The sequence below is a fragment of the Shewanella sp. LZH-2 genome (assembly GCF_016859145.1).
Taxonomy (GTDB): Bacteria; Pseudomonadota; Gammaproteobacteria; order Enterobacterales; family Shewanellaceae; genus Shewanella; species Shewanella xiamenensis.
This window is the reverse complement of sequence record NZ_CP069350.1, coordinates 1,532,275-1,557,025: the sequence shown is the minus strand read 5'-3', so window position 1 is coordinate 1,557,025 and position 24,751 is coordinate 1,532,275. Positions and strand designations below refer to the sequence as shown.

15 protein-coding genes and 1 riboswitch are annotated in these 24,751 nt (G+C 45.5%); of the genes, 10 read left to right on the top strand and 5 right to left on the bottom strand.

The genetic code is table 11. From position 1 onward, the window contains the following. The first annotated feature begins 259 nt into the window (after positions 1-259). The 5 genes from JM642_RS07020 to JM642_RS07000 all read left to right on the top strand — a co-directional run bounded on the left by JM642_RS07020 (position 260) and on the right by JM642_RS07000 (position 6,673). Positions 260-1,279, top strand: coding sequence for a TRAP transporter substrate-binding protein (locus tag JM642_RS07020; protein ID WP_037420553.1), 1,020 nt, complete (start codon positions 260-262; stop codon positions 1,277-1,279). 65 nt (positions 1,280-1,344) lie between these two features. Beyond that, positions 1,345-1,989 carry a TRAP transporter small permease gene (locus JM642_RS07015; RefSeq protein ID WP_037420550.1) on the top strand — a complete coding sequence of 215 codons (645 nt, stop codon included), beginning with the start codon at positions 1,345-1,347 and terminating at the stop codon, positions 1,987-1,989. Then, positions 1,989-3,386, top strand: a complete 1,398-nt coding sequence (locus JM642_RS07010; protein WP_037428311.1) for a TRAP transporter large permease subunit — start codon at positions 1,989-1,991, stop codon at positions 3,384-3,386. Before JM642_RS07015 ends, JM642_RS07010 begins: the two co-directional genes overlap by 1 nt. A 99-nt stretch (positions 3,387-3,485) precedes the next feature. Beyond that, positions 3,486-5,297: an ATP-binding protein gene (locus JM642_RS07005; RefSeq protein WP_203433289.1), complete on the top strand. Its 1,812-nt coding sequence runs from the start codon at positions 3,486-3,488 to the stop codon at positions 5,295-5,297. Further along, positions 5,294-6,673, top strand: coding sequence for a sigma-54 dependent transcriptional regulator (locus JM642_RS07000; protein WP_203433287.1), 1,380 nt, complete (start codon positions 5,294-5,296; stop codon positions 6,671-6,673). Before JM642_RS07005 ends, JM642_RS07000 begins: the two co-directional genes overlap by 4 nt. 125 nt (positions 6,674-6,798) lie before the next feature. Here the strand turns inward: JM642_RS07000 and JM642_RS06995 are convergent, their stop codons facing one another. Together JM642_RS06995 and JM642_RS06990 are read right to left on the bottom strand one after the other, a co-directional pair. Beyond that, a complete protein-coding gene (locus JM642_RS06995; RefSeq protein WP_203433286.1) occupies positions 6,799-9,870 on the bottom strand; it encodes a transglycosylase domain-containing protein in 3,072 nt (1,023 codons plus the stop codon). 283 nt (positions 9,871-10,153) lie between these two features. Continuing rightward, entirely contained in the window at positions 10,154-10,732 is a 579-nt protein-coding gene (locus tag JM642_RS06990) for a thymidine kinase (RefSeq protein ID WP_203433284.1), read from the bottom strand. Between the two features lie 538 nt (positions 10,733-11,270). On the opposite strand from JM642_RS06990, the gene JM642_RS06985 reads away from it, so the two are divergent. Continuing rightward, positions 11,271-13,385, top strand: a complete 2,115-nt coding sequence (locus tag JM642_RS06985) for a cytochrome c3 family protein (RefSeq protein ID WP_037428301.1) — start codon at positions 11,271-11,273, stop codon at positions 13,383-13,385. Positions 13,386-13,556: 171 nt separating this feature from the next. Further along, the gene (locus tag JM642_RS06980) at positions 13,557-15,707 is read left to right on the top strand and encodes a M3 family metallopeptidase (RefSeq protein WP_203433282.1); all 2,151 of its coding nucleotides are present in this window, start codon (positions 13,557-13,559) and stop codon (positions 15,705-15,707) included. Between the two features lie 92 nt (positions 15,708-15,799). Here JM642_RS06980 and JM642_RS06975 read toward each other — a convergent pair whose 3' ends face one another. The 3 genes from JM642_RS06975 to JM642_RS06965 all read right to left on the bottom strand — a co-directional run bounded on the left by JM642_RS06975 (position 15,800) and on the right by JM642_RS06965 (position 19,416). Next, on the bottom strand, positions 15,800-17,368 hold the full coding sequence (locus JM642_RS06975) for a Na+/H+ antiporter NhaC family protein (protein ID WP_203433280.1): 1,569 nt from the start codon (positions 17,366-17,368) through the stop codon (positions 15,800-15,802). Positions 17,369-17,447: 79 nt separating this feature from the next. After that, a riboswitch (Lysine riboswitch) is annotated at positions 17,448-17,644 on the bottom strand. A gap of 95 nt (positions 17,645-17,739) precedes the next feature. Next, positions 17,740-18,666, bottom strand: coding sequence for an FAD-binding protein (locus JM642_RS06970; protein ID WP_203433278.1), 927 nt, complete (start codon positions 18,664-18,666; stop codon positions 17,740-17,742). Then, the gene (locus JM642_RS06965) at positions 18,667-19,416 is read right to left on the bottom strand and encodes an electron transfer flavoprotein subunit beta/FixA family protein (protein ID WP_037420526.1); all 750 of its coding nucleotides are present in this window, start codon (positions 19,414-19,416) and stop codon (positions 18,667-18,669) included. It abuts the gene before it with no gap. A gap of 309 nt (positions 19,417-19,725) precedes the next feature. Here JM642_RS06965 and JM642_RS06960 point away from each other — a divergent pair, with 309 nt between their 5' ends. The 3 genes from JM642_RS06960 to JM642_RS06950 all read left to right on the top strand — a co-directional run bounded on the left by JM642_RS06960 (position 19,726) and on the right by JM642_RS06950 (position 24,689). Next, positions 19,726-20,118: an H-NS family nucleoid-associated regulatory protein gene (locus tag JM642_RS06960; RefSeq protein ID WP_037420523.1), complete on the top strand. Its 393-nt coding sequence runs from the start codon at positions 19,726-19,728 to the stop codon at positions 20,116-20,118. 207 nt (positions 20,119-20,325) lie between these two features. Next, positions 20,326-23,400: an amidohydrolase family protein gene (locus tag JM642_RS06955; RefSeq protein WP_203433276.1), complete on the top strand. Its 3,075-nt coding sequence runs from the start codon at positions 20,326-20,328 to the stop codon at positions 23,398-23,400. Next, positions 23,400-24,689 (top strand): amidohydrolase family protein, encoded by a 1,290-nt coding sequence (locus tag JM642_RS06950; RefSeq protein ID WP_203433274.1) that lies wholly within the window; start codon positions 23,400-23,402, stop codon positions 24,687-24,689. Before JM642_RS06955 ends, JM642_RS06950 begins: the two co-directional genes overlap by 1 nt. The last annotated feature ends 62 nt before the right edge of the window (positions 24,690-24,751 follow it).

Genomic DNA, 24,751 nt, shown 5'->3' with positions numbered 1-24,751 from the left:
AAATGCAGTTTGGGTGGATTTCCACCCATAGCCAAAATCAACGTGAGCGAGATCTCACCCACAAAACTAAAAGTGTGACAAACGTCAAATGAACTACACTTTATTAACCAAACACTTACAGAATCCATCGTAAGTTGGCGTGGTATTTGCCTTTATTAAGACAGACCTCAGGGAAATCAAGGCTGTATTCCTACTCACACTTGGTAACAAACTAACCAAGACTGAGGACAAATCCTAACAACAGAAAAAGGAACTCAAAATGACATTGAATCAACAAACTGGATTGACCCGTCCACTCAAAACCTTAGTCAAAATGCTCGCCGTTGCCTCAGTATTCGCAACCAGCTTTAACGTATTTGCAGAACCGATTGAAATTAAGTTTTCGCATGTTGTGGCAGAAAATACGCCCAAAGGCCAAATGGCACTGAAGTTTAAAGAACTCGTTGAGCAACGTTTACCGGGTGAATACAAGGTCAGTGTATTTCCTAACTCACAGTTATTTGGGGATAACAACGAGTTAGCAGCACTATTGCTAAATGATGTGCAATTTGTAGCACCTTCACTCTCAAAATTTGAACGTTACACCAAACGCTTACAAGTTTTCGACTTGCCTTTCCTGTTCAATGACATGGATGCAGTAAACCGTTTCCAACAGGGTGAAGCCGGTCAAGCATTACTCAACTCAATGAGCCGCAAAGGGATTGTGGGTTTAGGCTATTTACATAATGGTATGAAGCAGTTTTCTGCTAACGCACCACTCAAGCAACCTTCCGATGCTAAAGGCTTAAAATTCCGTGTAATGGCATCTGACGTATTAGCCGCACAATTTGATGCTGTTGGCGCTATCCCAGTGAAAAAACCATTCTCTGAAGTGTTCACCCTGCTACAAACCCGCGCGATTGACGGTCAAGAAAACACTTGGTCTAACACTTACTCACAAAAATTCTATGAAGTTCAAAGCCATATTACAGAAAGTAACCATGGCGTATTGGATTACATGGTCGTGACCTCTGATGCCTTCTGGAAAAGCTTACCTGCGGATAAACGTAAAGTGATCAAAGAAGCATTAGACGAATCTATCGCTTTAGGTAACAAGATCGCTGCAGAAAAAGATAACGAAGACAAGCAATTAATCCTTGATTCAAAACGTTCTCAATTGGTGACCTTAACCCCAGCAGAACGTCAACAATGGGTTGATGTGATGAAACCAGTATGGGCTAAGTTTGAAGACCAAGTCGGTAAAGATGTGATTGAAGCCGCTGTTGCTGCAAATAAATAATAATGAAATAAGCCGCTTAATCTCATTTTGAGGTTAAGCGGTATTTAAGCGAGGGGAGTACAGCTGTGATATCGCGAATTTTTGGTTACTTTGAAGAAGGGGTGCTCAATCTCTTGATCACCTTAATGACACTCTTAGTGTTTACAGAGGTAGTGGCACGATTTTTCTTCAATACCGGTTTCTTATGGATCCAAGAACTCACCTTAACCCTGTGTGGTTGGTTTGTACTCTTTGGTATGTCCTATGGGGTGAAAGTCGGCGCTCACATCGGTGTTGATGCGTTTGTAAAAAATCTACCACCTAAAGCTAAAAAGCTCACATCTCTAGTGACAGCATTGATTTGCTTGGCTTATTGCGGACTATTTCTAAAAGGTAGCTGGCAATATCTGTCGCAGATGTACCAAATTGGCGTTCCGATGGAAGATATTCATTTCCCTAAGTTTTTGTTAAACAGCTTAGATCCTGACTTTGCTTGGAACACATTAAAAATTGATATTGAAGACGGCGCTGTGCCAATTTGGTTATCCCAAAGCATTCTATTGATTGGTTTTAGCATGTTGACTTGGCGTTTCTTAGAACTGTTTATCGCTATCCTGCGCAACCAAGTCTCTGGATTCCAATTTGCCGATGAAGCGAAAGAAAGTATGCATTTAATTGATGAAGCTGCTCAGCACGCGCAACAAGAAACAGACAATAAGGAAGCGAAGTAATGGCCATTGCGACCCTCTTTACTGCCCTACTCGTCTGTATGTTTTTAGGTATGCCTATCGCAATTGCGTTAGGTTTCTCGAGCATGCTGACGATTTTATTCTTTTCCAACGATTCCCTCGCCTCTGTGGCATTAAAACTTTATGAGTCATCGTCAGAGCACTATACCCTGCTGGCGATCCCTTTCTTTATTCTGTCCTCGGCTTTCCTATCAACCGGTGGCGTGGCAAGGCGGATCATCGACTTTGCAATGGATAGTATCGGCCATATCCGTGGCGGTTTAGCCATGGCCTCTGTGATGGCCTGTATGTTATTTGCTGCGGTTTCAGGTTCTTCCCCAGCGACAGTAGCCGCAATTGGCTCAATTGTTATCGTTGGCATGGTGAAAGCAGGTTATCCCGAAAAGTTTGCTTCAGGGGTAATTACCACCTCTGGCACCTTAGGGATTTTGATCCCACCTTCAATCGTGATGCTAGTATATGCAGCGGCGACAGAAGTCTCTGCGGCTAAAATGTTCATGGCGGGTTTAATCCCAGGCTTAATGATGGGTTTCCTACTGATGATAGTGATTTATATCGTCGCCCGTTTTAAGAATCTGCCATCACGTCCCTTCCCTGGCTTTAAGCAACTGGGAATTTCCAGTGCCAAAGCCTTAGGCGGTCTGGCGCTGATCTTTATCGTGTTAGGTTCAATCTACGGCGGTGTAGCCAGCCCAACTGAAGCCTCTGCCGTGGCTTGTATGTATGCATACTTTATTGCGGTATTTGGATATCGTGATATTGGTCCATTGAAAAATGTCGCATGGCGTAACCCTAATGAAGCCATCCCAAGCGCGATCGCTCGTAACTTAGGTCATATGGTGCTAGGGCTGATAAAAACCCCAATCGACAAAGAAATTCGCCATGTGGTGCGTGATGGTGCCAAGGTCAGCATCATGCTGCTGTTTATTATTGCCAACGCCATGTTGTTTGCACACGTGCTCACCACTGAACGTATTCCCCATATTATTGCCGAGTATATTGTGGGGATGGGGCTACCCGCTTGGGGCTTCTTAATCATTGTTAACTTACTGCTATTAGCGGCGGGTAACTTTATGGAGCCATCAGCGATCGTGTTAATTATGGCGCCAATTCTATTTCCGATTGCCACTCAACTTGGTATTGATCCTATCCACTTAGGCATCATTATGGTGGTCAACATGGAGATTGGTATGCTAACGCCGCCTGTTGGGCTTAACCTCTTTGTGACAGCGGGGATCACTGGCCGCAGCATTGGTTGGGTGATCCAATCCGTACTGCCATGGTTAGCACTGATGTTGGCCTTCCTGGCGCTGATCACCTACGTGCCACAAATCTCGCTATTCTTGCCAGAATTACTGGATAAGCTTAATGGATATTAATCTTCAGGAATAAAGATTATTCCTTGATTCTAGATAGTTTTTAAGCGAGCCTACTCAGGCTCGCTTTGTTTTATTCAGTGTGGATCAGGATCGCCTGCTATGTTGCCCATGACGCCTAAAGCCAAAAAACGTCTATTCATGACCATAGTGCTACTTGCGGGTTTGTTTGCCATCTTAAAATTAACGTACTGGGTGCATTTTTATCAGGGAAAAATAGACATCCAACAACAATCTGAGAAACAACTCAAAGAGCTAGTCAGCTTCTTAGATGGCGCCCTGTCACGCTATGAAAGCATCCCTCATGTACTCTCAACCAATCCCATGCTCGCCAATGTGCTCAACGATCAACAAAATGCCAAGAAGGTGCAAGAGCTCAACCTGTATTTAGAGGAAATTCAGCATGTGACAGAGGCGTCTGATATTTATCTTATTGATGCCCTCGGCATTGCAGTCGCAGCCAGCAACTGGCAACAGCCATTTTCATTTATCGGCAAAGACTACTCCTTCAGACCCTATTACACCGATGCGATTTCGGGCAATTTAGGCCGCTACTATGCGGTGGGCACTAGCTCGGATAAACGCGGTTTTTACTTTTCTTATCCTATTTATCAGCAAGGCGGAAAAGGCATTCTGGGTGCCATTATTGTAAAAGTGGATATCGCCGATATTGAACAGCAAAGCACCAGTATTGCAATGGCTGGCCAATACCAATTTTTAATCAGCGATCCCGACGATATCGTGTTTATTTCAAGTGTAGATGAATGGCGCTTAACCTCACTCACACCACTGACTCAGGCCAAACAATATGCCTTAAATGCCTCAAAGCGTTACGCCGAACGCCCGATAGGTGAACTATTAATAAAACCGCAATATCAAGAAAATAGCCTCAGCAGCGGCCATATCTACCAAATCCGCCAAGGCAATAATCAATCGCAATATATGGATACCCACCATTTGATGACTAAAGCGGGTTGGCGAGTACATATTCTTGCACCATTAAAACCGCTACATGACTCTTTACCCGCATTGATGCTGCTATCGGCATCTATCTACTTGCTGCTTGCCTTAGGTTTACTCTTTAGCAGTGAGCGGCGCCGTAACTTGCAGCGTATGCAATTAGCACAAAGTTTGTTAGAGCAACGGGTCGAGGAGCGTACCCAAGATCTGCAGCAGGCAAATGATCGTCTAAAAGATACCCAAGATGAACTGATCCAAGCCGCTAAGCTGACCGTGATTGGTAGTTTATCCGCCAGTATCAATCATGAGCTTAATCAGCCCTTAGCGGCTCTTCGCAGCTACGCGCAAAATACTCAAACTTTCCTTGCCCGCAATATGCAAGATAAGGCACTGGATAACCTGAAAATTATTATTGAGCTGACCGACCGCTTAGCCGATATTGTTGGGCAATTTAAAAGCTTTACCCGTAAGAGCAAAGGTGCGGATAGTGCCACCGATCTTAAGGGCTGTATAAAACAAGCTCTGACCATAGTGCAGCCCGAAATCGACAAACAAGGGGTTGAACTCGATGTATTGCTACCTGAAGGCCAATATCAGGTTTGGGGCGACAAAGTGCGCCTGCAGCAAGTGTTTGTCAATATTATGAGCAATGCGGTAGTCGCCATGCAGCAATCTCCAAAACGTACACTGAGTATTAGGGTAAACTGTCAGTACAAGTTCTGTATCAGTATTCAAGATTCAGGCCCTGGAGTACGCGAAAGCCAAATGGAGAAAATTTTTGAGCCTTATTTTACCACTAGCGAGCGTACAGGACTTGGCCTAGGTTTATCCATTTCCCAGCGCATTATTGAGTCTATGCAGGGGCAGATTAATGTTGCCAATGCCGAGGACGGCGGCGCCATTTTCCACATTATTTTACCGATTTATTTAGCTGAGGAACGCCAGTCATCATGAGTCTTCCCAATTCAATTCAAGACTATAGCGTACTGATCATCGACGATGAGCCCCATATTGGCACAGTCCTAGTACAACTGTTTGAGCTTGAAGGCATCAAAGCCTTTGCCACCACCGATCCTAAAGGCATTGCTAAACTCCTTGATAGAGACTGGACAGGTGTGGTGATTTCAGATGTGAATATGCCGCAACTCGATGGCATCAGCCTAATGCAGCAAATTCGCCAGCAAGATCCCGATTTACCCGTCGTGCTACTCACTGGCTTTGGCGATATCGCTATGGCAGTCAATGCGTTAAAGCAAGGTGCCTACGATTTTCTCGAAAAACCCTTTAACAACGAGCATATGTTAGATGTGGTGAAACGTGCCTTGGATAAACGCAGCCTCACCCTCGAAAACCGCAAGTTAAAGAAAGAGTTAGAAAGCCATAACGTGCCAGGGCCGAGAATATTAGGCCACAGCGTCGGCATTTTGCGTATGCGCCATATTATCGACCAAGTTATCGACACCCCCGCAGATGTGCTTATCGAAGGTGAAACTGGCACGGGTAAAGAATTGGTCGCCCGCTATCTGCATGACCACAGTAGTCGCAATCAGGCCAACTTTGTCGCTATTAACTGCGGCGCTATTCCTGAAAATTTAATTGAGAGCGAACTCTTTGGTGCCGAAGCCGGCGCGTTTACCGGCGTCGATAAGCTACGGATAGGTAAGTTTGAGTACGCTAATGGTGGCACACTCTTTTTAGATGAAATCGAAAGTACACCGCTGTCGTTACAAGTCAAACTGCTGCGGGTGCTCGAAGATCGCAAGGTCGAACGCCTAGGCTCCAATAAAAGCATCCATTTGGACATTCGGGTGATTGCCGCCACTAAAGTGGATTTAAAGTCCCTATGTGACACAGGGGAATTCCGCCAAGACTTGCTCTATCGCTTGAATCTGGTGACTGTGCCAATTCCACCACTCAGGGATCGCCGCGAAGATATCCCTTTATTGTTCTTACATTTTGCTCGTATGGCATCAGCGCGCTATCACAAGGCCTTGATTGCCCTCAATGCCGAGCAAAATGCCATCCTTACCTCCCACGATTGGCCGGGTAATGTGCGCGAACTTAGAAATCTGGCAGAGCGTTATGTGTTACTCGGTGGTGAAGCCGCCTTCGCTGGCACCTTAGGTAATGCACCGAGTCTGCATACCAGTATGTCCTTACTGCAACGGGTTGAGTTTTTTGAGCGAGTCTTGATTGAAGAGGCCTTAAGTCATAACAAGGGCAGTATTAAGCAAACCATGGAACAACTCGAACTGCCCCGCAAAACCTTGTACGACAAGATGCGTAAGTACGATTTAGACCGCAAGCAATATATCAACGCCGACGAGTAAGCCTGTCGGTGCCAATAAAAACCCCGCAAACCGGTTCACGGCTGCGGGGTTTGCTTTATCTAAGGAACTGCAAACTCGCATTACAATGCTTATGTTTCAAAAACGCATATTGCAAAAGTGAGTCATTACTCATCCCGCACGCACATGCCTTTTGATGATTTCACATAAGGCGCAAGAATAGGCATCATCCCTTTCATCACTTGTAATGGCAGCGCCGAGGTAAAACTAAAATCATCGGACTTACTGCCCGGCACAAAGGCAGTTAAGGTGCCGAAGTAGTTATCACCTAAGTAAAACACAAAAGTCGCAGTACGGTTCATCGCCGTGGTAGCGACTTTTCGGCCCTGCTGCATCTGGGTCACAATACGGTTATCGCCCGTACCCGTTTTGCCGCCAATGGCCAGCATCTCGCCGTTATCATCGGTAAAGATGCCCTTAAGACGTCGTGCAGTACCGTTTTGAACGACATTTGCCAACGCCGCCTTTAACGCCTGGGCGACTTCATGACGCATCACTCGTTCGCCTTGGGTATTTTGGTTTTCGAGCCGTACTTCATAGGGCGTACCTTCAGCAAAGTGCAATTGATTAATCCGTACCGTCGGTAAACGATAACCATCGTTTTGAATAATCCCCATTAATTCCGCTAAAGCAGCAGGTCTGTCGCCCGAGCTACCGAGCGCCGAACCTAAAGAAGGCACCATAGATTCAAAGGGATAGCCTAAACGCGCCCAACGCTGATGAATATCAAGGAAAGCTTCGACCTCCAGCATTACTTGTACACGCACATCCCGCGCGTTTTTGTGCCGAGTTCTAAACAGCCAGCGATAGACTTCCTGACGCTCATCTTTACTGGCCTCTTTCACATCGTTGAGGTTAGCTTCAGGATGTTGATTCAAATAATCGAGTACCCAGAGTTCAAGCGGATGCACCCGCGCGATATAGCCTTGATCTGGGAGGTTATATTTTTCGGGGCCGTACTTGTTATATAGCTCTTTGATGCGCTTATCGGTGTAACTATTTTGTGGTAGCCGCTGCTGTAAAAAGGCCTTAAAGGCGGCGATAGACTCATTAGGCTGCAAATAACGATAAGCCGCAGTGAGTTGTTGTTCAGCTTGGGTTTGACCATCGAAAAACAGTTCTAAACGCTCATTGGGCGCCACTTTCTTATATTTACGGTAGAACTTAGTCACGAAGGTATTGCCCTCTCGGTCAGCAAATACCCGCAGATATTCCTCTCGGCGCGGATCCTTATCATTGCGCAGTAAGCGCGCCATATTGCCTTCGTTTTGCATACTGCTGCTGTAGTTGACGATGTCCCGCATTAAGCGCACGAAGGGCAAGTTGATCGAGTCTTGCAGTGCTTGATACATGGTCGGAACCTTAAGATCTTCTGTTTTCTTAAAGTTATTAAATACATGTAAACCACCGCCAGTGAAGAACTGCTCATTAGGCGAGGCTGAATATTCCCGTTGCAGCGCGGCGTCGAGCATGCGATCAAGGCGCCTATCGGGATTGACAATCAAATAGTCAATCGCCCAGCGCGTGAGATGATCGCGAGGTTCAATCACAATCGACTCCAACTCAATGCCGTGCTTTTTCGAATACTTATCGTGAATTTCAGCAATGATCTCAAGGTAAGTCGCGAGCACCCTTAGCTTTGCCGTCGACCCAAGCTCCAACTTACTACCTTCGTTAATATCGAAAGGTTGGTCAGTACTGTCTGTTTGTACCCGTACACGATTGGCCGTGGCGGTTTTTTCATACAGCGTAAAACTGTAGAGTACGTTTTGCAGTTGGCTAGGTTCGAGTAAACGCTCACCTAAAAGTCCGACTTTTTCAGCCGTTGAAGTTTGCCCAAGGCTGCGTAAGTAGTTACTTACTTGCTGTTGTAACTCACTGTGTAGGCTACTATTCACGGTCAAATCGAGTCGGTCCAAATCATATAAGCCGACATTCAACATACCCGCAGTACGAATACGGATAGTGTTAACGCCCTTGTCTGCGCCCGATTGGGTATTACGCTGAGGTTTAGCGACTTTAAACTGTAATTTTTGTCCTAGTGCGGCATCCCTGAGTTTACGGTCAATCAGATAATATTGGCCGAGTAAACGGATATGGCTATCAACTAGATTCTCTAAATCTTCATGTCCCTGTAATAGGTAATAGGAAGGACGACGCTGAGCAATCATCAGTGCCACCACCTGGCGAAACACTTGGCCACGTTTGGCCGTATTAGCTTTAATTTGGGGTGAAGACAACAGCTGGTTTGCTGTATCGAAATCTGTACCAAACCAAGCCCATAGGCCGTCACCTATGCCATGCACTTCACCATGGTTAGGGGCTGAGGATAATGGCACTGTGTTTAAGTAATCTTGGATGATACGTTTACGGGCTGGTTCAGTGATTTCTCCCTGTTGGTACACTCGCACTGTTGCTGAGGCTATTTGCAGCAATTTATCCTTGATACTTAAAGTTAATCCCTGAGAAGAATGGCGGAACTTCTCAATTTGCGTCGCCAGTGTACTGCCACCCGCGGTTGAGACATTCATCCCCACCATTTCAGCGATTTGGCTCATCCCCGCCACAATAAAACGTGGCCAATCAATCACCGGATTTAGTTTTGGCTCTGTGGTCCACAACTCGCGGTTTTCAATAAACAGCAAAGTATTGACGATTTCATTAGGGATTTTATCGTCATCCTGATACACACGTTTTGGATAAGTGAACTCGTAGAGATCGGTATTGCGACAGTCGAGCAAGGTCAAACCCGATTGTGCTTTCTCATGGTAAGGCGGGAAAAAGCCTATCTGGGCGTATTCCTGCAACGCAGGAGAAAACTCAACCTGCTGTGTCACTTGGAAATTACGTTGCAATAAGCGATCAATATATTGTGGCAACTTACTGTAGCCATGACGCTCATCGAAGGGACCATAACTTGGATAGATAATCGACTGAGTGGGCTCGTTTTTCAGCTCATAGGTCAGAGTTTTAGCGTATTGGTGAATATACTTAGACTGGTAATAAGAGGTTTTGACCTCCTGACCAATCAAAATCGCTAAACAAAAAACCAGAATAAATAATAGAAACCAAGCACGCCCTTTGGATCTAGGCTTACGCTCACGCTTTGCCTTAGGCTCGGGTTGTGGCGAACGAGGACGATAGTTTTCAAATTGCATTTCTTGCGTAGAATTAGGCAAAACGGCTCCAAAAAATCACTTAACACATCCTTTCTACGTGGGATTTTTCCCAACTTATGCTTAATGCATCAACATGAAGTACAACGGCAAAACTCACACTTATGCTTATCTGAGTGTATCGCCGCGATACATTCTTATTACCTTGCTCGAACAAGATCTAACTGCTCTTGGATGATGGATTATATGTGTTATATCTCACCATATTTTAATGACTTGGCAGCAAGCCTCAAAGTGGTTAGCACAAAAATTCTTATATTTTGGTTAAGTGCTAACCGAGCTTAGGTTAATCCCAAATAAACTCACGAAAATGTTTACGGCATACCGATTCGTAACTTTCATTACCGCCAATTGCGACCTGCTCACCTTCGCGCATGACTTTTCCTTCACCATCTAGCCGCACCACCATATTCGCTTTGCGACCACAGTGACAAATGGTTTTTAGCTCAATTAATTTATCTGCCCAAGCTAATAAATAATGGCTACCACTAAAAAGCTCACCTTGAAAGTCAGTCCTCAACCCATAGCACAATACAGGAATGTCTATATTATCAACAATATATGTAAGTTGTTTGACTTGTTCTTTAGTTAAAAACTGGCATTCATCTACCAACACACAACTCAGATGATTCACGTGATGGGCAGCGGTAATCATTTCAATCAAGTTGTCATCACGGCTAAAAACCTGCGCCTCAGTCTCAATACCAATCCGCGAAGCTACTTTGCCCTTACCGTATCGATCATCGATAGAAGCCGTCATCACTAACGTATTCATACCGCGCTCACGGTAGTTATAGGAAGATTGTAATAAAGAGGTAGATTTACCCGCATTCATTGCTGAATAGTAAAAGTACAATTGCGCCAAAATGAATCCCTTTTTCAAACTGATTGATCATATCTCTGTCACCAGAGTTTATGCCGCTTAGTTTAGCATTGCGCTTGACCCTAGCACACTAGGGCTTGCTCAGCTTTTATACTGAAATCTCAATCTAAATATCTAGAATGGATATTTTATCGGTTTCATGGTCAATCCACTTTAAAAATCATTGTTCGTATTTCTATTCAACGCTCAACATATGGAAACAGATAAAGCCATAAAGGCGCAATTGTTACAACAACCTTAATTTAACCTTAAATACTGTTTTAATTAAGAAAAATCACATTAACAAAAGTTTAGAAATGCGATCTACCTCCAAAGTTATAGTCCTAAATGCGGTTTGGCTCAAAAAACAAACATATCAATAACAGTAATATTTCATCTGAGACCAAAAGTACTCAATTCAAAAAATAAAAGTATTCGATGCTTGCAAATGAAATCAGCGGTTCAAAGCACTAATCTCCCCTGCAAACGTTAGTGCTGCAATCCGTGCCTTTAAATGCGTATTGGATTAATGGAGATTATGATGAGAATATTCACCTCTAAAAAACTGGCATACGTTGTCGCCTTAGCACTTACCGGTGCTCTCGTAGGTTGCGGCAGTGATGGTAAAGATGGTGTAGATGGCGCGCCAGGCACTCCGGGGACACCTGGCACACCGGGAACACCGGGTGAACCTTGGGTTCCACCACCAGTCACGAGTTCAACAGTCACCAATGTAAAAGTACTGAACTATAGCTTTGGTGAAGGCAATATCACCTATGAATTTAAGATCACTGACGAAAATGGCAACTTAATCAATGGACTGAAAAATGCTGAAGCCAAAGTTGCAGCATTAACCGATAAAGGCTTTATCAATAATAGAAATGAAGCCGACAAAACCGACGCAAGTGGCAATCCTGTCAAAGATAACGTCAATATCGGTGGCGCTGCGACTCAAGCAACTGAGGGCGCTTTGCTCACTTCATTAGGCGATGGTCACTATAGCTTTAAAGCCCCAATGAAAGGTGTTAACGCTGGTACCGAAGGTATTGTATGGCTCAGAGTCGGCGGTAATGCTGAAACTGGCATTGCTCGCTCAGCACCGCTGGTGGTGAACAAGCCAGAGGGAACTCATTCAACCACGACCGATAGTTGCTATTCCTGTCACGTAGACTATTCAACAAGCCCACGTCGTCACGCTAGTTATGTAGCAACCGGTATGGACAGCGAAGTCACCTTCGTTGAAGGCTGTTTAGTCTGTCACGGCTCAGTTAGCTTTGCAGCAAAAAATGCCGAAGGTTTCTCTATCGGCGGTTATGCAACCAACACACTGTCTAAGATTGGCCACATTAATCACCAGAAATTTACTAAAGATTTCAGCGTGATGAACTGTAGTTCTTGCCACGTTGAAGCTCCAACCAATATTAGTGTTTCAGGCCCAGGCTGTATTGACTGTCACAATACTGGTGGTGTACCAGGCGCGATTGTGCCAAGTAATGGTGCCGATGTCCGTCCGATGCATGAAGGTAAAACAGGTATTACTGAGCGCCAAGCATTACGTGCTAAGTATAAACTTGAATTATCTACCCCTGTTAAAGTTGATGATATTTCAACAAAAACAGATCATTATGCGCCAACTGGTGCAGCTTCTGCCGTTACCGCACCAGGCTGGTGTACCACTCTGACAGTAAAAGATACTGACGGTAATATCTTTAGCATTAAAGATAACTTCAACTACTCAAATCCGCTGGTATTTGATGCTAAGAAACCGATTGTTTACGCAGGTGCTTATTTGCATTCCTACGAAAAAAATAGCTTAGTCGGTCGCCCTGGTAACCGTACTAACTATTACTATGGCTACAATGCTGATGGTACTAAAAATATCTGTCATCTGCTGACCGATATCAGCCCTGTAAACGCCAACTATGTCTACTCTGCACGTGTGACCTTCAGCACCGCAGGTTGGATGGAGTACGACGGTAACCAACGCTATCAAAGCAATGGCAGCCTCAGAGCCAATGGCTATGACGGCTCAATGGGGGTCTCGTTCACCGCATACTCTGATGTAGTCGATCCTGCGACTGCAACCAAAGTATCCGCCTTTGAACGTCGCACCGTAGTCAGTGATAACAGCTGTACTACTTGCCACAATGATGCCACCGCATTCCACAAAAATGGCGCATTTGACGAAGGCGGTAAGGCTTGCGTAGCTTGCCATGATAACGGTATGGCACGGACATCAGCCACACTCGGTGCTGGTTTTGGTCCTATGGTGCACAGCTGGCACTGGGGCAACGGTGCGAATGTCGGTGAGATGAAGGCCGATGGCACTCAAGCGAAAACCGCTAACGGTGCAGGTGCAATCAACCCAGTCACAAGCTGTGTTGCCTGTCACGAAACCGCGATTGATTTAAACAAAATACCAAACCAATACATCCTTGAACCTGGTAACAAAATGACCAGCCCTGTTACCGCTAACTGCTATGCTTGCCACACAGGCGATGCAGTCAAAGCTCACATGGCTAGCAATGGTGGCGAGATCAGCGTTCCTGCCGTAGGTGATTGGTTCAAACAACCAACAGGAGAAGCATGTGCTGTTTGCCATAACACAGGTAGCAGCTCAGGTATCGACAAATACCACAACTTCACCCGTAAATAGTTAATCGTCCCGCTATTTTCCCTGCAAGAAAATAGTTCAAAGCGCCCCGTAACCTTGGGGCGCTTTTTTTGTTTACTTTTACTTACAACTTCACCCCATAGGTTTTCAGTCCTATTTAAGTTAGTAACGCTAGAGTCACAAAAACTACAATTCTAAGGAAATCACTCAACTATGCGTAAAAGTTTTATTGCCATCGCCATTGGCGCCACACTGATGACCGGAGCACTCGCAGGCTGTAGCACTCAAGATACAAAAGCTGCAAATGTCACCGCAGTACAAACCCAAAACCCCTTATTCCAAGCCAGTACACTGCAATATCAAGCACCTGATTTTAGTGTTATTAAAGACGAGCATTTTCAGCCCGCTTTAGAACAAGGTATTAAAGAGCAGTATCAAGAAATTTTAGCAATTGCTAACAATCCTGCTGCGCCAACCTTTGATAACACAATTGTCGCCATGGAAAAAAGTGGCGCCCTGCTCAACCGTGCATCGAGCGTGTTTTACAACCTCGCAGGTTCGAACAGCAATCCAGCCCTGCGTAAAATCCAAGGTGAAATGGCCCCCAAAATGGCTGCTCACTCGGATAACATCAACCTTAATCCTGCGCTATTCGCTCGTATTGAAGCCATTTATAACGACCGCAATAACTTAGGTTTAACGCCTGAAGCGGTACGTTTGGTTGAGGTGTATCACCAGCGCTTTATCATGGCTGGCGCTAAGCTGACCGATGAGCAAAAAGTAAAAATCCGCGCCCTAAATGAAGAACAATCAACGCTGACCAACGAGTTCTCTCAACGTTTACTACGCTTAACCAAAGAAATCGCTATTGTTGTCGATAACAAAGAACAACTGGCGGGCCTAAGTGACAGCGAAATCACCTCGGCAGCAAACGATGCCAAGGCAGCAGGCCATGAAGGTAAGTACTTAATCAATATCACCAACACTACTCGCCAGCCAATACTCGCCTCTTTAGAGAACCGTGAACTGCGCCAGCGCATTTGGGAAGCCTCGGCAAACCGTGGCTTAACGGGTGAAAACGAGACCGCATCTTTAGTGTCTCGCTTAGCCCAATTACGTGCCGAGCGCGCCGCTCTCTTAGGTTATGAGAACTGGGCTAGCTATCGCCTTGCACCGCAAATGGCAAAAACGCCAGAAGCGGTTTACAGCATGTTTGGCTCTATGGTGCCAGCAGTAGTCGCCAACACAGAGAAAGAAGCGGCCGATATCCAAGCGATGATCAACAAGACCGGTGGCAAATTTGAGCTCGCACCATGGGACTGGGAGTTTTACGCAGAGAAAGTCCGCCAAGAAAAATACGCTCTTGATGCAAATAGCATTCGTCCCTACTTCGAATTTAACCGCGTCCTCGAAGACGGCGTGTTCTATACGCTTAAAGAGTTGTATGGCGTGACGTTAAAACCACGTCCAGATTTGCCCGTATACCACCCAGATGTGAAAGCCTATGAAATGTTTGATGCCGATGGCTCAAGCATGGCGATTTTCTATGCTGATTACTTTGCCCGTGAAGGTAAACGCGGTGGCGCATGGATGAGCTCGTTTGTAGGGCAATCCTTCCTCGAAGGTACTAAGCCTGTCGTAGTTAACGTGATGAACATTAAAAAGGCGCCTGATGGCCAACCTACCTTCGTCAGCTATAACGAAGTCACCACGATGTTCCACGAAATGGGCCACGGTACCCACGGTATGTTCTCCAAAGTGACTTACCCAAGTCTTTCTGGGACTTCGGTATCCCGTGACTTTGTGGAATTTCCATCGACTTTCGAAGAAGATTGGGCGGCCCACCCTAAAGTGTTAGCCAACTACGCCAAGCACTACGAAACAGGCAAGCCTATCCCTGATGAGTTACTGCAAAAACTGTTAAAATCCGGCAGCTTTAACCAAGGCTTCGATACGTTAGAGTATATGGCTGCGGCGCTAGTGGATATGGAATGGCACTCATTAAGCCCTGATGCACCATTGCAAGATGTAGCGACCTTTGAGGCTAATGCGCTGAAAAAGCACGGCTTAAATATCACCGCCGTACCACCACGTTATAAGTCAACTTACTTTGCCCACGCCTTCCCAGGTGGTTACTCTGCAAGTTACTACGCGTATATGTGGAGTGAAATTTTAGCGGCTGACGCCTTTGCCTATGTGCAAACCCAAGGCGGCCTAAACCGTGAGATCGGCATGAAATACCGTAAGACCATTCGCGAAGTGGGCAACAGTATTGCGCCAATGGAAGCTTACAAGAACTTCCGCGGCCAAGAGCCTACCACTGAAGGTTTACTCAACCGCCGTGGGCTCAATCAGACTCAGTAATCTTAGATACTGAGTAGATAAAAATCAGCCAGCATAGTTGCTGGCTGATTTGTTTTATATTCTCAAGATAAGAGCGAAGTTAAATCACGGACTTATAAAGCCGTACTTTTGGATTTAATGTGCAGACCAAAAATCGTCAATACAAACAATATGCTACAAGTCACTAATCCCGCATTGACCGATTCAGTAAAGCCAAGCACTACGTAGCCGATCATGCTGATCAGCGCAACGATTACTGCGTAGGGAAGCTGCGTCACTACGTGGTCGATATGATGGCAACTGGCCCCCGTCGACGACAAAATAGTGGTATCAGAAATCGGTGAACAATGATCACCAAATACCGCCCCCGCTAATACCGAAGCCAGCATAGGTAACATCATGGCTGTGTGACTTCCCATTGCCATATCCGCAGCTATCGGCAGCATAATCCCGAACGTACCCCAACTGGTTCCAGTAGAGAATGCAGTCAGGCCCGCTAACACAAACATTAATGCAGGTAAGAAAGCAAAGGGAATATTCCCAGTGGCTAGGCTAGCCATAAACTTACCGGTTTCAAGCTGGCCGATCACACCTGCAATGGTCCAAGCAAATAACAAGATGTAAATCGCAGGCAACATAGAGCGAGCTCCCTGCACTACACCTTTTAATACCATTGATTTTTCAACGCCTTGCACTAAGTTAAGTACCAGCGCAACCGCTAAACCAATCAGGGCACCAAAGAACAGTGATGAACTCACATCGGTTTTCTCGAAAGCAGAAATAATATTAAATTCAATGCCTTCTTTAGCTAATACTTGGGCACCGCTATCGATCATAAAATACAGGGTCGCAAATACCAGTACTGTGATAGGTAGGAATAACCCGAGGATTTTACCTGTTTCAGCTTCGGGTAAATCAGCATTAGCACCTGGCGGTAAACCTTTAGTCTCATCGTATAAATTACCGCGCATGGCATTTAATTCATGTTCACGCATAGGGCCAACATCTAAGCCCATAAACGCCACACAAAGCAGTAATAATAAAGAGAAAATTGCGTAGAAATTCATAGGGATCATTTGAATAAATACACTCAAATGACCAGAGTCCGCAAAACCATGTGCTGTTAATATTCCGCCAATTAACGCAATAATATAAGCGCCCCAACTTGATACCGGTGAAATGACACAAACTGGTGCTGCGGTAGAATCTAATAAATAAGCTAATTTAGCGCGGGAAATATGGTAACGGTCGGTAACAGGCCTTGCGACAGACCCAACGACTAAACTATTGAAATAATCGTCAATAAAAACAACACAGCCTAAAAACATGGTCAGTAATTTCGCATCGCGCTTATTACGAATATGTAACCTTGCCCAATCAGCAAATGCCCGAGCACTACCACTCACAGTAATTAGAGCGGTGATCATCCCCAATACAATCAAGAAACCGAGAATGTATAAATTCCAAGAATTTACGCTATCTTCCGACCAAAAAAGTCCTTTTACACTGCTAAATAAAAACTCACCGCTGGCCACAGGAGAAAATTGATTGAGCAATAATACTCCAATCACAATTCCTAAACCGAGGGAAAGAAGCACTCGGCGAGTAAAAATCGCCAATACAATTGCAACCACAGGCGGGAGCAAAGAAAGCGCCGAATCGGCATAACTAACTACAGTCATTGATTATTTCTTCGTCAAAATACGAATGGAGGGCGACTGAACTGGTGGGAAAAGGCAATAGATACCCAAGATCACCTGTCCTATCAGTAGCGCTCCATAGTAACTATTCCTAATATCCGTATCTGGAAATACTATGGCAGTGTTGTACCTATTAGACACAACCCCAGCAGTTGATCGTGATAAATCAAACTACTTCGGCACCAAATCCTTTCGTGAACGATCAACGGAATCACCCTACTGATCACTACTGATATTTGGTGCGCCTCTACTTCTAAGAACGCCCATACATGGGCGTGAGGCTCATAAAAACATAAGCGGCTAAGCAGTTACCACCGCGAAGCCGCTTACTTTGACTTAGCTCACAAATAAAATCAACTTAAGCTTGCAATCAACTGCGGAACGGCTTCGAACAGGTCAGCTTCGAGGCCATAATCGGCAACTTGGAAGATAGGCGCTTCAGGGTCTTTGTTGATAGCCACAATCACCTTAGCGTCTTTCATTCCCGCTAAATGTTGGATCGCGCCTGAAATACCTACTGCAATATAGAGATTAGGTGCGACAATTTTACCGGTTTGACCGACTTGCAAGTCATTCGGAACAAAGCCTGCGTCAACCGCCGCACGCGAAGCACCTACTGCGGCACCAAGCTTATCAGCCAGTTGCTCTAACATGCCGAAGTTTTCACCGCTGCCCATGCCACGGCCACCAGATACGATAATGCCAGCATTTCCTAACTCTGGACGTGCTGAAACTGTCAGCGCTTGAGACACAAACTGAGCTTTGGCTTCAAACACTTTATCCAAGGTAGTCACAGCAGCATTATTACCCTGTGTAACCGCATCGAACGCACTGGCACGCACTGTCATCACTTTGATAGCGTCATGGCTTTGAACTGTCGCTAAGGCGTTACCCGCGTAAATCGGACGCACAAAAGTATCACTGCTTACCACAGCAATCACTTCAGAAATTTGCGCCACATCTAAAAGCGCTGCCACACGCGGTAACGTGTCTTTACCCGCACTCGATGCCGCTGCGAGAATATGGCTGTAGTTTGGTGCTAAGTCCACCAGCAATTTAGCCACGTTTTCGGCTAAATGCGCTTCATAAGCACTGTTATCGGCGACTAATATTTGCGCGACACCTTGTAGAGCTTGAGCAGCTTGCACCACTGCAACACATTGATGGCCCACCACCAATACATGTACATCACCGCCGATCGCACGAGCTGCGGTGACAACTTTAGCGGTATCCAGTTTCAGCGCCGCATTATCGTGTTCTGCTAATACTAAAATGGCCATTTAGATCACCTTCGCTTCATTCTTTAACTTTTCAACCAGCTCTGCTACCGACGCAACCATAATACCGGCCTTACGTTCAGCAGGCGGCGTTACCTTGATCACCGTTTGATGCGCTTTGAGCGTCACACCTAAATCAGCTACCGTCAGGACGTCTAATGGCTTACGTTTGGCTTTCATGATATTAGGTAATGAGGCATAACGTGGCTCATTCAAACGTAAATCCGCAGTCACCACAGCTGGCAATGGTAGATTTAAGGTTTGCATACCACCATCTATCTCACGAGCAACTTGAAGTGAATTACCTTCAACTTTAATTGCTGAAGCAAAAGTCGCTTGCGGCATATCCGTTAATGCAGCAAACATTTGGCCCGTTTGGTTATTATCACCATCAATGGATTGCTTACCAAACAGCACTAATTGCGCTTGTTCTTTTTCTTGTACGGCTTTAAGTAATTTGGCAATTGATACTGGTGCTAACTCTTCTTCAGTATCAATGTGAATCGCGCGATCAGCACCTAGTGCTAATGCGGTACGCAATTGTTCTTGAACGGCTTTATTGCCGATGCTCACGACCACTACTTCAGTAGCACTGCCCGCTTCTTTTAAACGAACCGCTTCTTCTACTGCAATTTCACAAAAAGGGTTCAACGCCATTTTGAGGTTTGCGGTATCAACGCTGGTGTTGTCAGCTTTTACCCTGACCTTCACATTGGCATCAACTACGCGCTTAACAGGCACCAATACTTTCATAGGGCTTCCTTCCTACACTTTCATGTACATGGACAAAACATTGGTGATCACCAATGCAGGATAGAGCCACTTTACGTCCTGTTAACGTTAACGTCAACCAAAGTCAAACGCTTGTTTGCATTTTTAAGACTGTCGTATTGGCCACATTTTTGAACACTTATTTGCCATATATAAAAAGTTCAAAAATTAAATAATATTTAATTTTTGTTTATTGCATAATTTTATTTGATTCGAGCAATATTAGTTTCTATCATTTAGCTGTTGTTCACCATTATCCTGTAATAAAAATAGAGTGGGACGAAAATAGATATGAGCGAATTTTTAGAGATATTAACTCACGGTCGTCGTTTTAAAGCTGCTGTAAAAGATCTTAGCGTTGAAGAACTGCGTGATTTAGCGGCTAAACTAGATAAAATTTTAGTTGAGCGTGAGTCAATGGAAGCAGAAGAACAGCAAGCTATTGCTGCTCGTAATGCAAAAATTGAAGAAATCCGTCAACAAATGGAAGCCGTTGGTTTATCAATCGACGATTTAGGTGGTGTTGCAGTTAAAGCCTCGAGCAAGAAACGCGCTCCTCGTCCAGCGAAATACCAAATTGAAGTTGATGGCGAAGTGATCCAGTGGACAGGTCAAGGCCGTATGCCAACAGTATTTAAGAACGAAGTCAATAAAGGCCGTTCTATGGATGATTTCTTAATCTAATCCAATACCGTAATGGTAATGACAATAGCCATTCGCTATTATCATTGAGTAACATAAAAAAGCTCGCGCCCTGCGAGCTTTTTTATGCCTATCCCACCCCGCCCATTGTCATTCAAGTAAATGCTTAAATTGCGTTACAATTCATCTTTAGTATTTACATCTACTTTAGGTTACTCTTTATTCACCCTCCGTCTAAGTGAATAAAAAATGCAGATAAACAATAAGATAATAATAAGCTGCGGCATAATAAGTAGTTTTGTATCTCAACCCATTTTTGCCGAGGCCAATCCCATCACTCCCGTCAATAAGTTAACTGCATTGACCAATGCAGAATTAATTCTTGCACCGGGGAAACGACTCTCAAATGCCACATTATTAGTTGAAAACAATCGGATCAAAGCCATTATTGACCAAGGTGATATCCCCGCGGCGGCATTAAAGGTCAATCTCAGTGGTTATACTATTTATCCCGGTTTTATCGATCCCTTTACCGATTATGCTATCGAGTTTGAATATCCAAAATTGGGGCTAACTCGTCCGGTATATGATATTAAACGTATCGGTGGCAATGCTGAGAATGGTGCAATTCACGCTGAAAAAGAATGGTTTAATTACGTTTACCCCAATAAGCAACGTGCTAAAGATTGGATCGTAAACGGTTTTACCAGTGTGCAAAGCAGTAAGCTTGATGGTATTTTCCGAGGCACGGGTGTCAGCCTATCATTAGCCGATAAAAATGCTAACGAGGTGATTTATCGGGCGCGCAGCCAACCTTTTATGGCCTTTGATAAAGGCACCTCCGAGCAAGATTATCCCAATTCCTTAATGGGCAGTATTGCGCTTATCAGGCAAACCTTTGCCGATGCTAACTGGTATAACCAAAATAAGCACAAATCGGTTAATAGTTCAGCTACACCTCAAATTGAATTTAATATTGCCTTCGAACGTTTAGATAACTTAGCCGAGAAACCAATCGTATTTGAAACAAAAAATCTGAACGATTTATTGCGTGCAGCTAACCTACTCAAAGAACATAAGCAGCCCGCCAACTTACTCGCAAGTGGCCAAGAATATGCTCGGATCAACGAATTAAAGGCTTTGAATTATCCTTTAATTCTTCCTCTTAATTACCCACAAGCACCCGATGTGGGTACCGATGATGCCGATCGCGAAGTCTCCCTTGCAGAACTCAGACAATGGGAGCGCGCGCCCACAAACCCTGCCGCAGTAGCAAATGCAGGTATCCCCTTTGCGTTTACCCAATTTGGCATTAAGACCGAGGCGTTTTGGCCACGCCTTCGTCAAGCGATTGCGCAAGGACTCAGCGAAGATAAAGCCCTTGCGGCCCTCACCACTCAAGCTGCTGAAATGGCAGGAACCGCTGACTTGACCGGTAAACTTGCCGCGGGCTATATGGCGGACTTTGTCATTACTAAGGGCAATATTTTTAAAGACGGACAAATTTACAGTGTCTGGCTACAGGGACAAGAACAAGCAATCCGCTCACGTTCACAAGCCAAGATGTTGGGTGACTATCAGCTGACGTTGAATAATTTAACTTTAGATTTGAGCCTTGAAGAAGCAGACAAAGCAGGTAAAACCACTTTGCAAGGAAATCTGAGCAGTGGCGAGAAGAGTATTCCACTCACCAACCTCAAGCTTGAAAACGATGGCCGCGTCAGCTTTAACGCCAATTTAACTGATGCGGGCATTCATGGGATCAGCCGTTTTACCCTCTGGTTTGCCAAAGACGGCATTCAAGGCCGGATGGTAGACGCCCAAAGTCGTAGCATCAATGTTGCTGGTATTGCCCTTACACCTCCGCCAAAGACGGAGCAAGTAAACACGCCTAAAGCCGATGCAACGCAAACCTTAGTCAGTCAACTTACCTACCCTAACGTCGCCTATGGTTTAAGTGAGGCGCCCAAAGCCGAGAAACTCCATATTAAAAATGCCACCCTGTGGACCTCAGATAAACAAGGTATCTTGGAACATGCGGATCTGCTAATGGCCAATGGCAAGATTGAAAAAATCGGCCAGCAACTCAACACGCCTTCTGGATATCAAGTCCTCGATGCAACGGGCAAGCACTTAACAGCGGGGATTGTCGATGAGCATTCCCATATTGCCATCAACGGCGGCACCAACGAAGGCACAGACGCAGTCACCTCTGAAGTGCGGATTGGCGATGTGATTAATCCTGAAGATGTCTCCATCTATCGCGCACTCGCGGGTGGCGTGACCAGCGCACAATTACTCCATGGCAGCGCTAATCCTATTGGTGGCCAATCCCAGTTAATCAAAATGAAGTGGGGAGAAAGCGCAGAACAGCTAAAGTTTGCCAATGCCCCTACCAGTATCAAATTCGCCCTTGGCGAAAACGTTAAACAGAGTAACTGGGGCGAAAAGTTTGTGCAGCGCTTCCCGCAGACGCGCATGGGGGTAAAAGCCTTATTTGAAGAAACCTTCGATGCAGCACTCGCCTATGAGAATGCGCTGAAGGATTATGATGATTTACGCAGCAGTGAGAAGAAGAAAACCCTCGCACCGCGCCCAAGTTATCGCTTGCAGGCGGTGGCCGAAGTGCTTAAGCAACAGCGCGATGTGCATATTCACTCTTATGTACAGTCGGAAATCTTAATGTTCCTGCGCTTAGCCGAAGCCTACCACTTTAAAGTGCAAACCTTTACCCATGTGCTTGAAGGTTACAAGGTTGCCAGTGAACTGGCTGCCCATGGTGCGGGCGCCTCGACCTTTGCCGATTGGTGGGCCTATAAGTTCGAAGTCTATGATGCGATCCCTCAAAACGCGTGCCTAATGCAAAAACAAGGTGTGCTGACGAGTATCAATTCCGATGACTACGAAATGCAGCGCAGACTCAACCAAGAAGCGGCTAAGTCAATGATGTACTGCGGTATGTCAAAGGAAGATGCCTGGAATATGGTGACCATCAACCCAGCGAAACAGCTCAGAGTCGATGAGTATGTCGGCTCACTCACCCCAGGCAAAATGGCCGATATCGTGCTATGGAACGCCGAGCCGCTATCGATTTATGCCAAAGTGACCCAGGCTTGGGTTGAAGGCAAACGCTACTTCGATCGCGACCAAGACCAGCTTGCCCAGCAGCAAGTGGTGGCTGAGCGTGCCGCTCTTATCCAAAAAATTCTCAGTAGTGATGATAACGCTAAGGCGGGTGAAAAAGTTACACCGCTTAACGAGCCACAATGGCACTGCGATACCCATTATCAGGCTTGGGGCCAACATCATCAGGGAGCAAAATAATGAAGCACTTACCCACGACCTTGCTGCTGTCGACACTTGCCATCACCTTGTCCGTGCAGGCACATAATCTCATCCCTGCGCCAAAACAAACTCACGGTGTGTTGATTAAAAACGCCACTGTGCATACGGTCAGCCAAGGGGTTTTAACCAATACCGATGTCTTGATTGAAAACGGTAAAATCAGCGCGCTAGGGCCACAGCTTAGCGCCAATGAGGCTGATGGCCAGATGCAGATCATCGATGCTACGGGTAAGCATTTATATCCAGGCCTTGTTGCACTGGATACCAGTCTTGGCTTAGTGGAAATCGAGATGGTTCGCCCGACCGTAGATAACGCTGAAGTCGGTGACTTTAACCCGCAAATTAGTGCAGCAACGGCTTACAACCCGGATTCGGAGCTGCTGCCAACCATTCGCTATAATGGCATCACTCACGCACAAATTGTCCCTAGTGGTGACGGACTCGCGGGCCAATCGGTGGTCGTCGATCTCGATGCGTGGACCATTGAAGATGCATTGCACCCCAGTGAAGGCCAATTTCATGTTTACTGGCCACAGATAAAACGCATGCCAGAGGATGAAAAAGGAAAAGCCAAAGCGATTGAAAAAAATCAGCAGGCAATCAATCAACTCATCACTGCCTTTGAAGATGGTTACCGCTACTTTTTGAGCCAAAATACACCGGATGCCGACCACAAGCCTAATCTGCGTTGGCAGGCCATGTTGCCACTGTATCAAGGTAAAGCAACGCTATTTGCCCACGCAGACAGTGTTAACCAAATCGAGCAAGTCATTGCCCTGACTAAAAAATATCAATTTAAATTGGTCATTGTCGGTGGTTATGATGCGTGGCGATTAGCTTCAAGTTTAAGGGAAGTGAATGCCAGTGTGATTTATCCGCACACCCTAAGCCTACCTAAACGTACAGATGAACCGGTAGATTTACCGTTTAAAATCCCGTCGTTACTTGCGAGCGCAGGCATTCCCTATGCGCTTGGCTTTTCATCGGATTGGAACAGTCGTAACCTACCCTATGCCGCAGGTTACAGCGCAGCTTATGGCGTTACGGCAGAGCAAGCGTTAAAATCTGTCACGTTAGATGCTGCAAAGCTGTTAGGGATTAACGATTTAGGCGCTATCGAAGTAGGCTATCAGGGCAGCGTTGTGCTGAGTGACGGAGATATCCTCGACCCCATGAGTAACAAAATTGATGCGATCTGGATTGAAGGAAGACAAATAGATCTGAATAATCGCCACCAGCAGCTTTATCAAAAGTATCTTAAGCGATAGAATTTACTGAGATAAATCGCACAGCACCGCGCAGTCATGGGACTGCGCTTCTTTACCCTTAA

Bases quoted from the DNA above. Each gene is read 5' to 3' on its own strand.
- JM642_RS07020 (WP_037420553.1), top strand. From the start codon at position 260: ATGACATTGAATCAACAAACTGGATTGACCCGTCCACTCAAAACCTTA.
- JM642_RS07010 (WP_037428311.1), top strand. From the start codon at position 1,989: ATGGCCATTGCGACCCTCTTTACTGCCCTACTCGTCTGTATGTTTTTA.
- JM642_RS07005 (WP_203433289.1), top strand. From the start codon at position 3,486: ATGTTGCCCATGACGCCTAAAGCCAAAAAACGTCTATTCATGACCATA.
- JM642_RS07000 (WP_203433287.1), top strand. From the start codon at position 5,294: ATGAGTCTTCCCAATTCAATTCAAGACTATAGCGTACTGATCATCGAC.
- JM642_RS06985 (WP_037428301.1), top strand. From the start codon at position 11,271: ATGAGAATATTCACCTCTAAAAAACTGGCATACGTTGTCGCCTTAGCA.
- JM642_RS06980 (WP_203433282.1), top strand. From the start codon at position 13,557: ATGCGTAAAAGTTTTATTGCCATCGCCATTGGCGCCACACTGATGACC.
- JM642_RS06975 (WP_203433280.1), bottom strand. From the start codon at position 17,368: ATGACTGTAGTTAGTTATGCCGATTCGGCGCTTTCTTTGCTCCCGCCT.
- JM642_RS06970 (WP_203433278.1), bottom strand. From the start codon at position 18,666: ATGGCCATTTTAGTATTAGCAGAACACGATAATGCGGCGCTGAAACTG.
- JM642_RS06965 (WP_037420526.1), bottom strand. From the start codon at position 19,416: ATGAAAGTATTGGTGCCTGTTAAGCGCGTAGTTGATGCCAATGTGAAG.
- JM642_RS06960 (WP_037420523.1), top strand. From the start codon at position 19,726: ATGAGCGAATTTTTAGAGATATTAACTCACGGTCGTCGTTTTAAAGCT.
- JM642_RS06955 (WP_203433276.1), top strand. From the start codon at position 20,326: ATGCAGATAAACAATAAGATAATAATAAGCTGCGGCATAATAAGTAGT.
- JM642_RS06950 (WP_203433274.1), top strand. From the start codon at position 23,400: ATGAAGCACTTACCCACGACCTTGCTGCTGTCGACACTTGCCATCACC.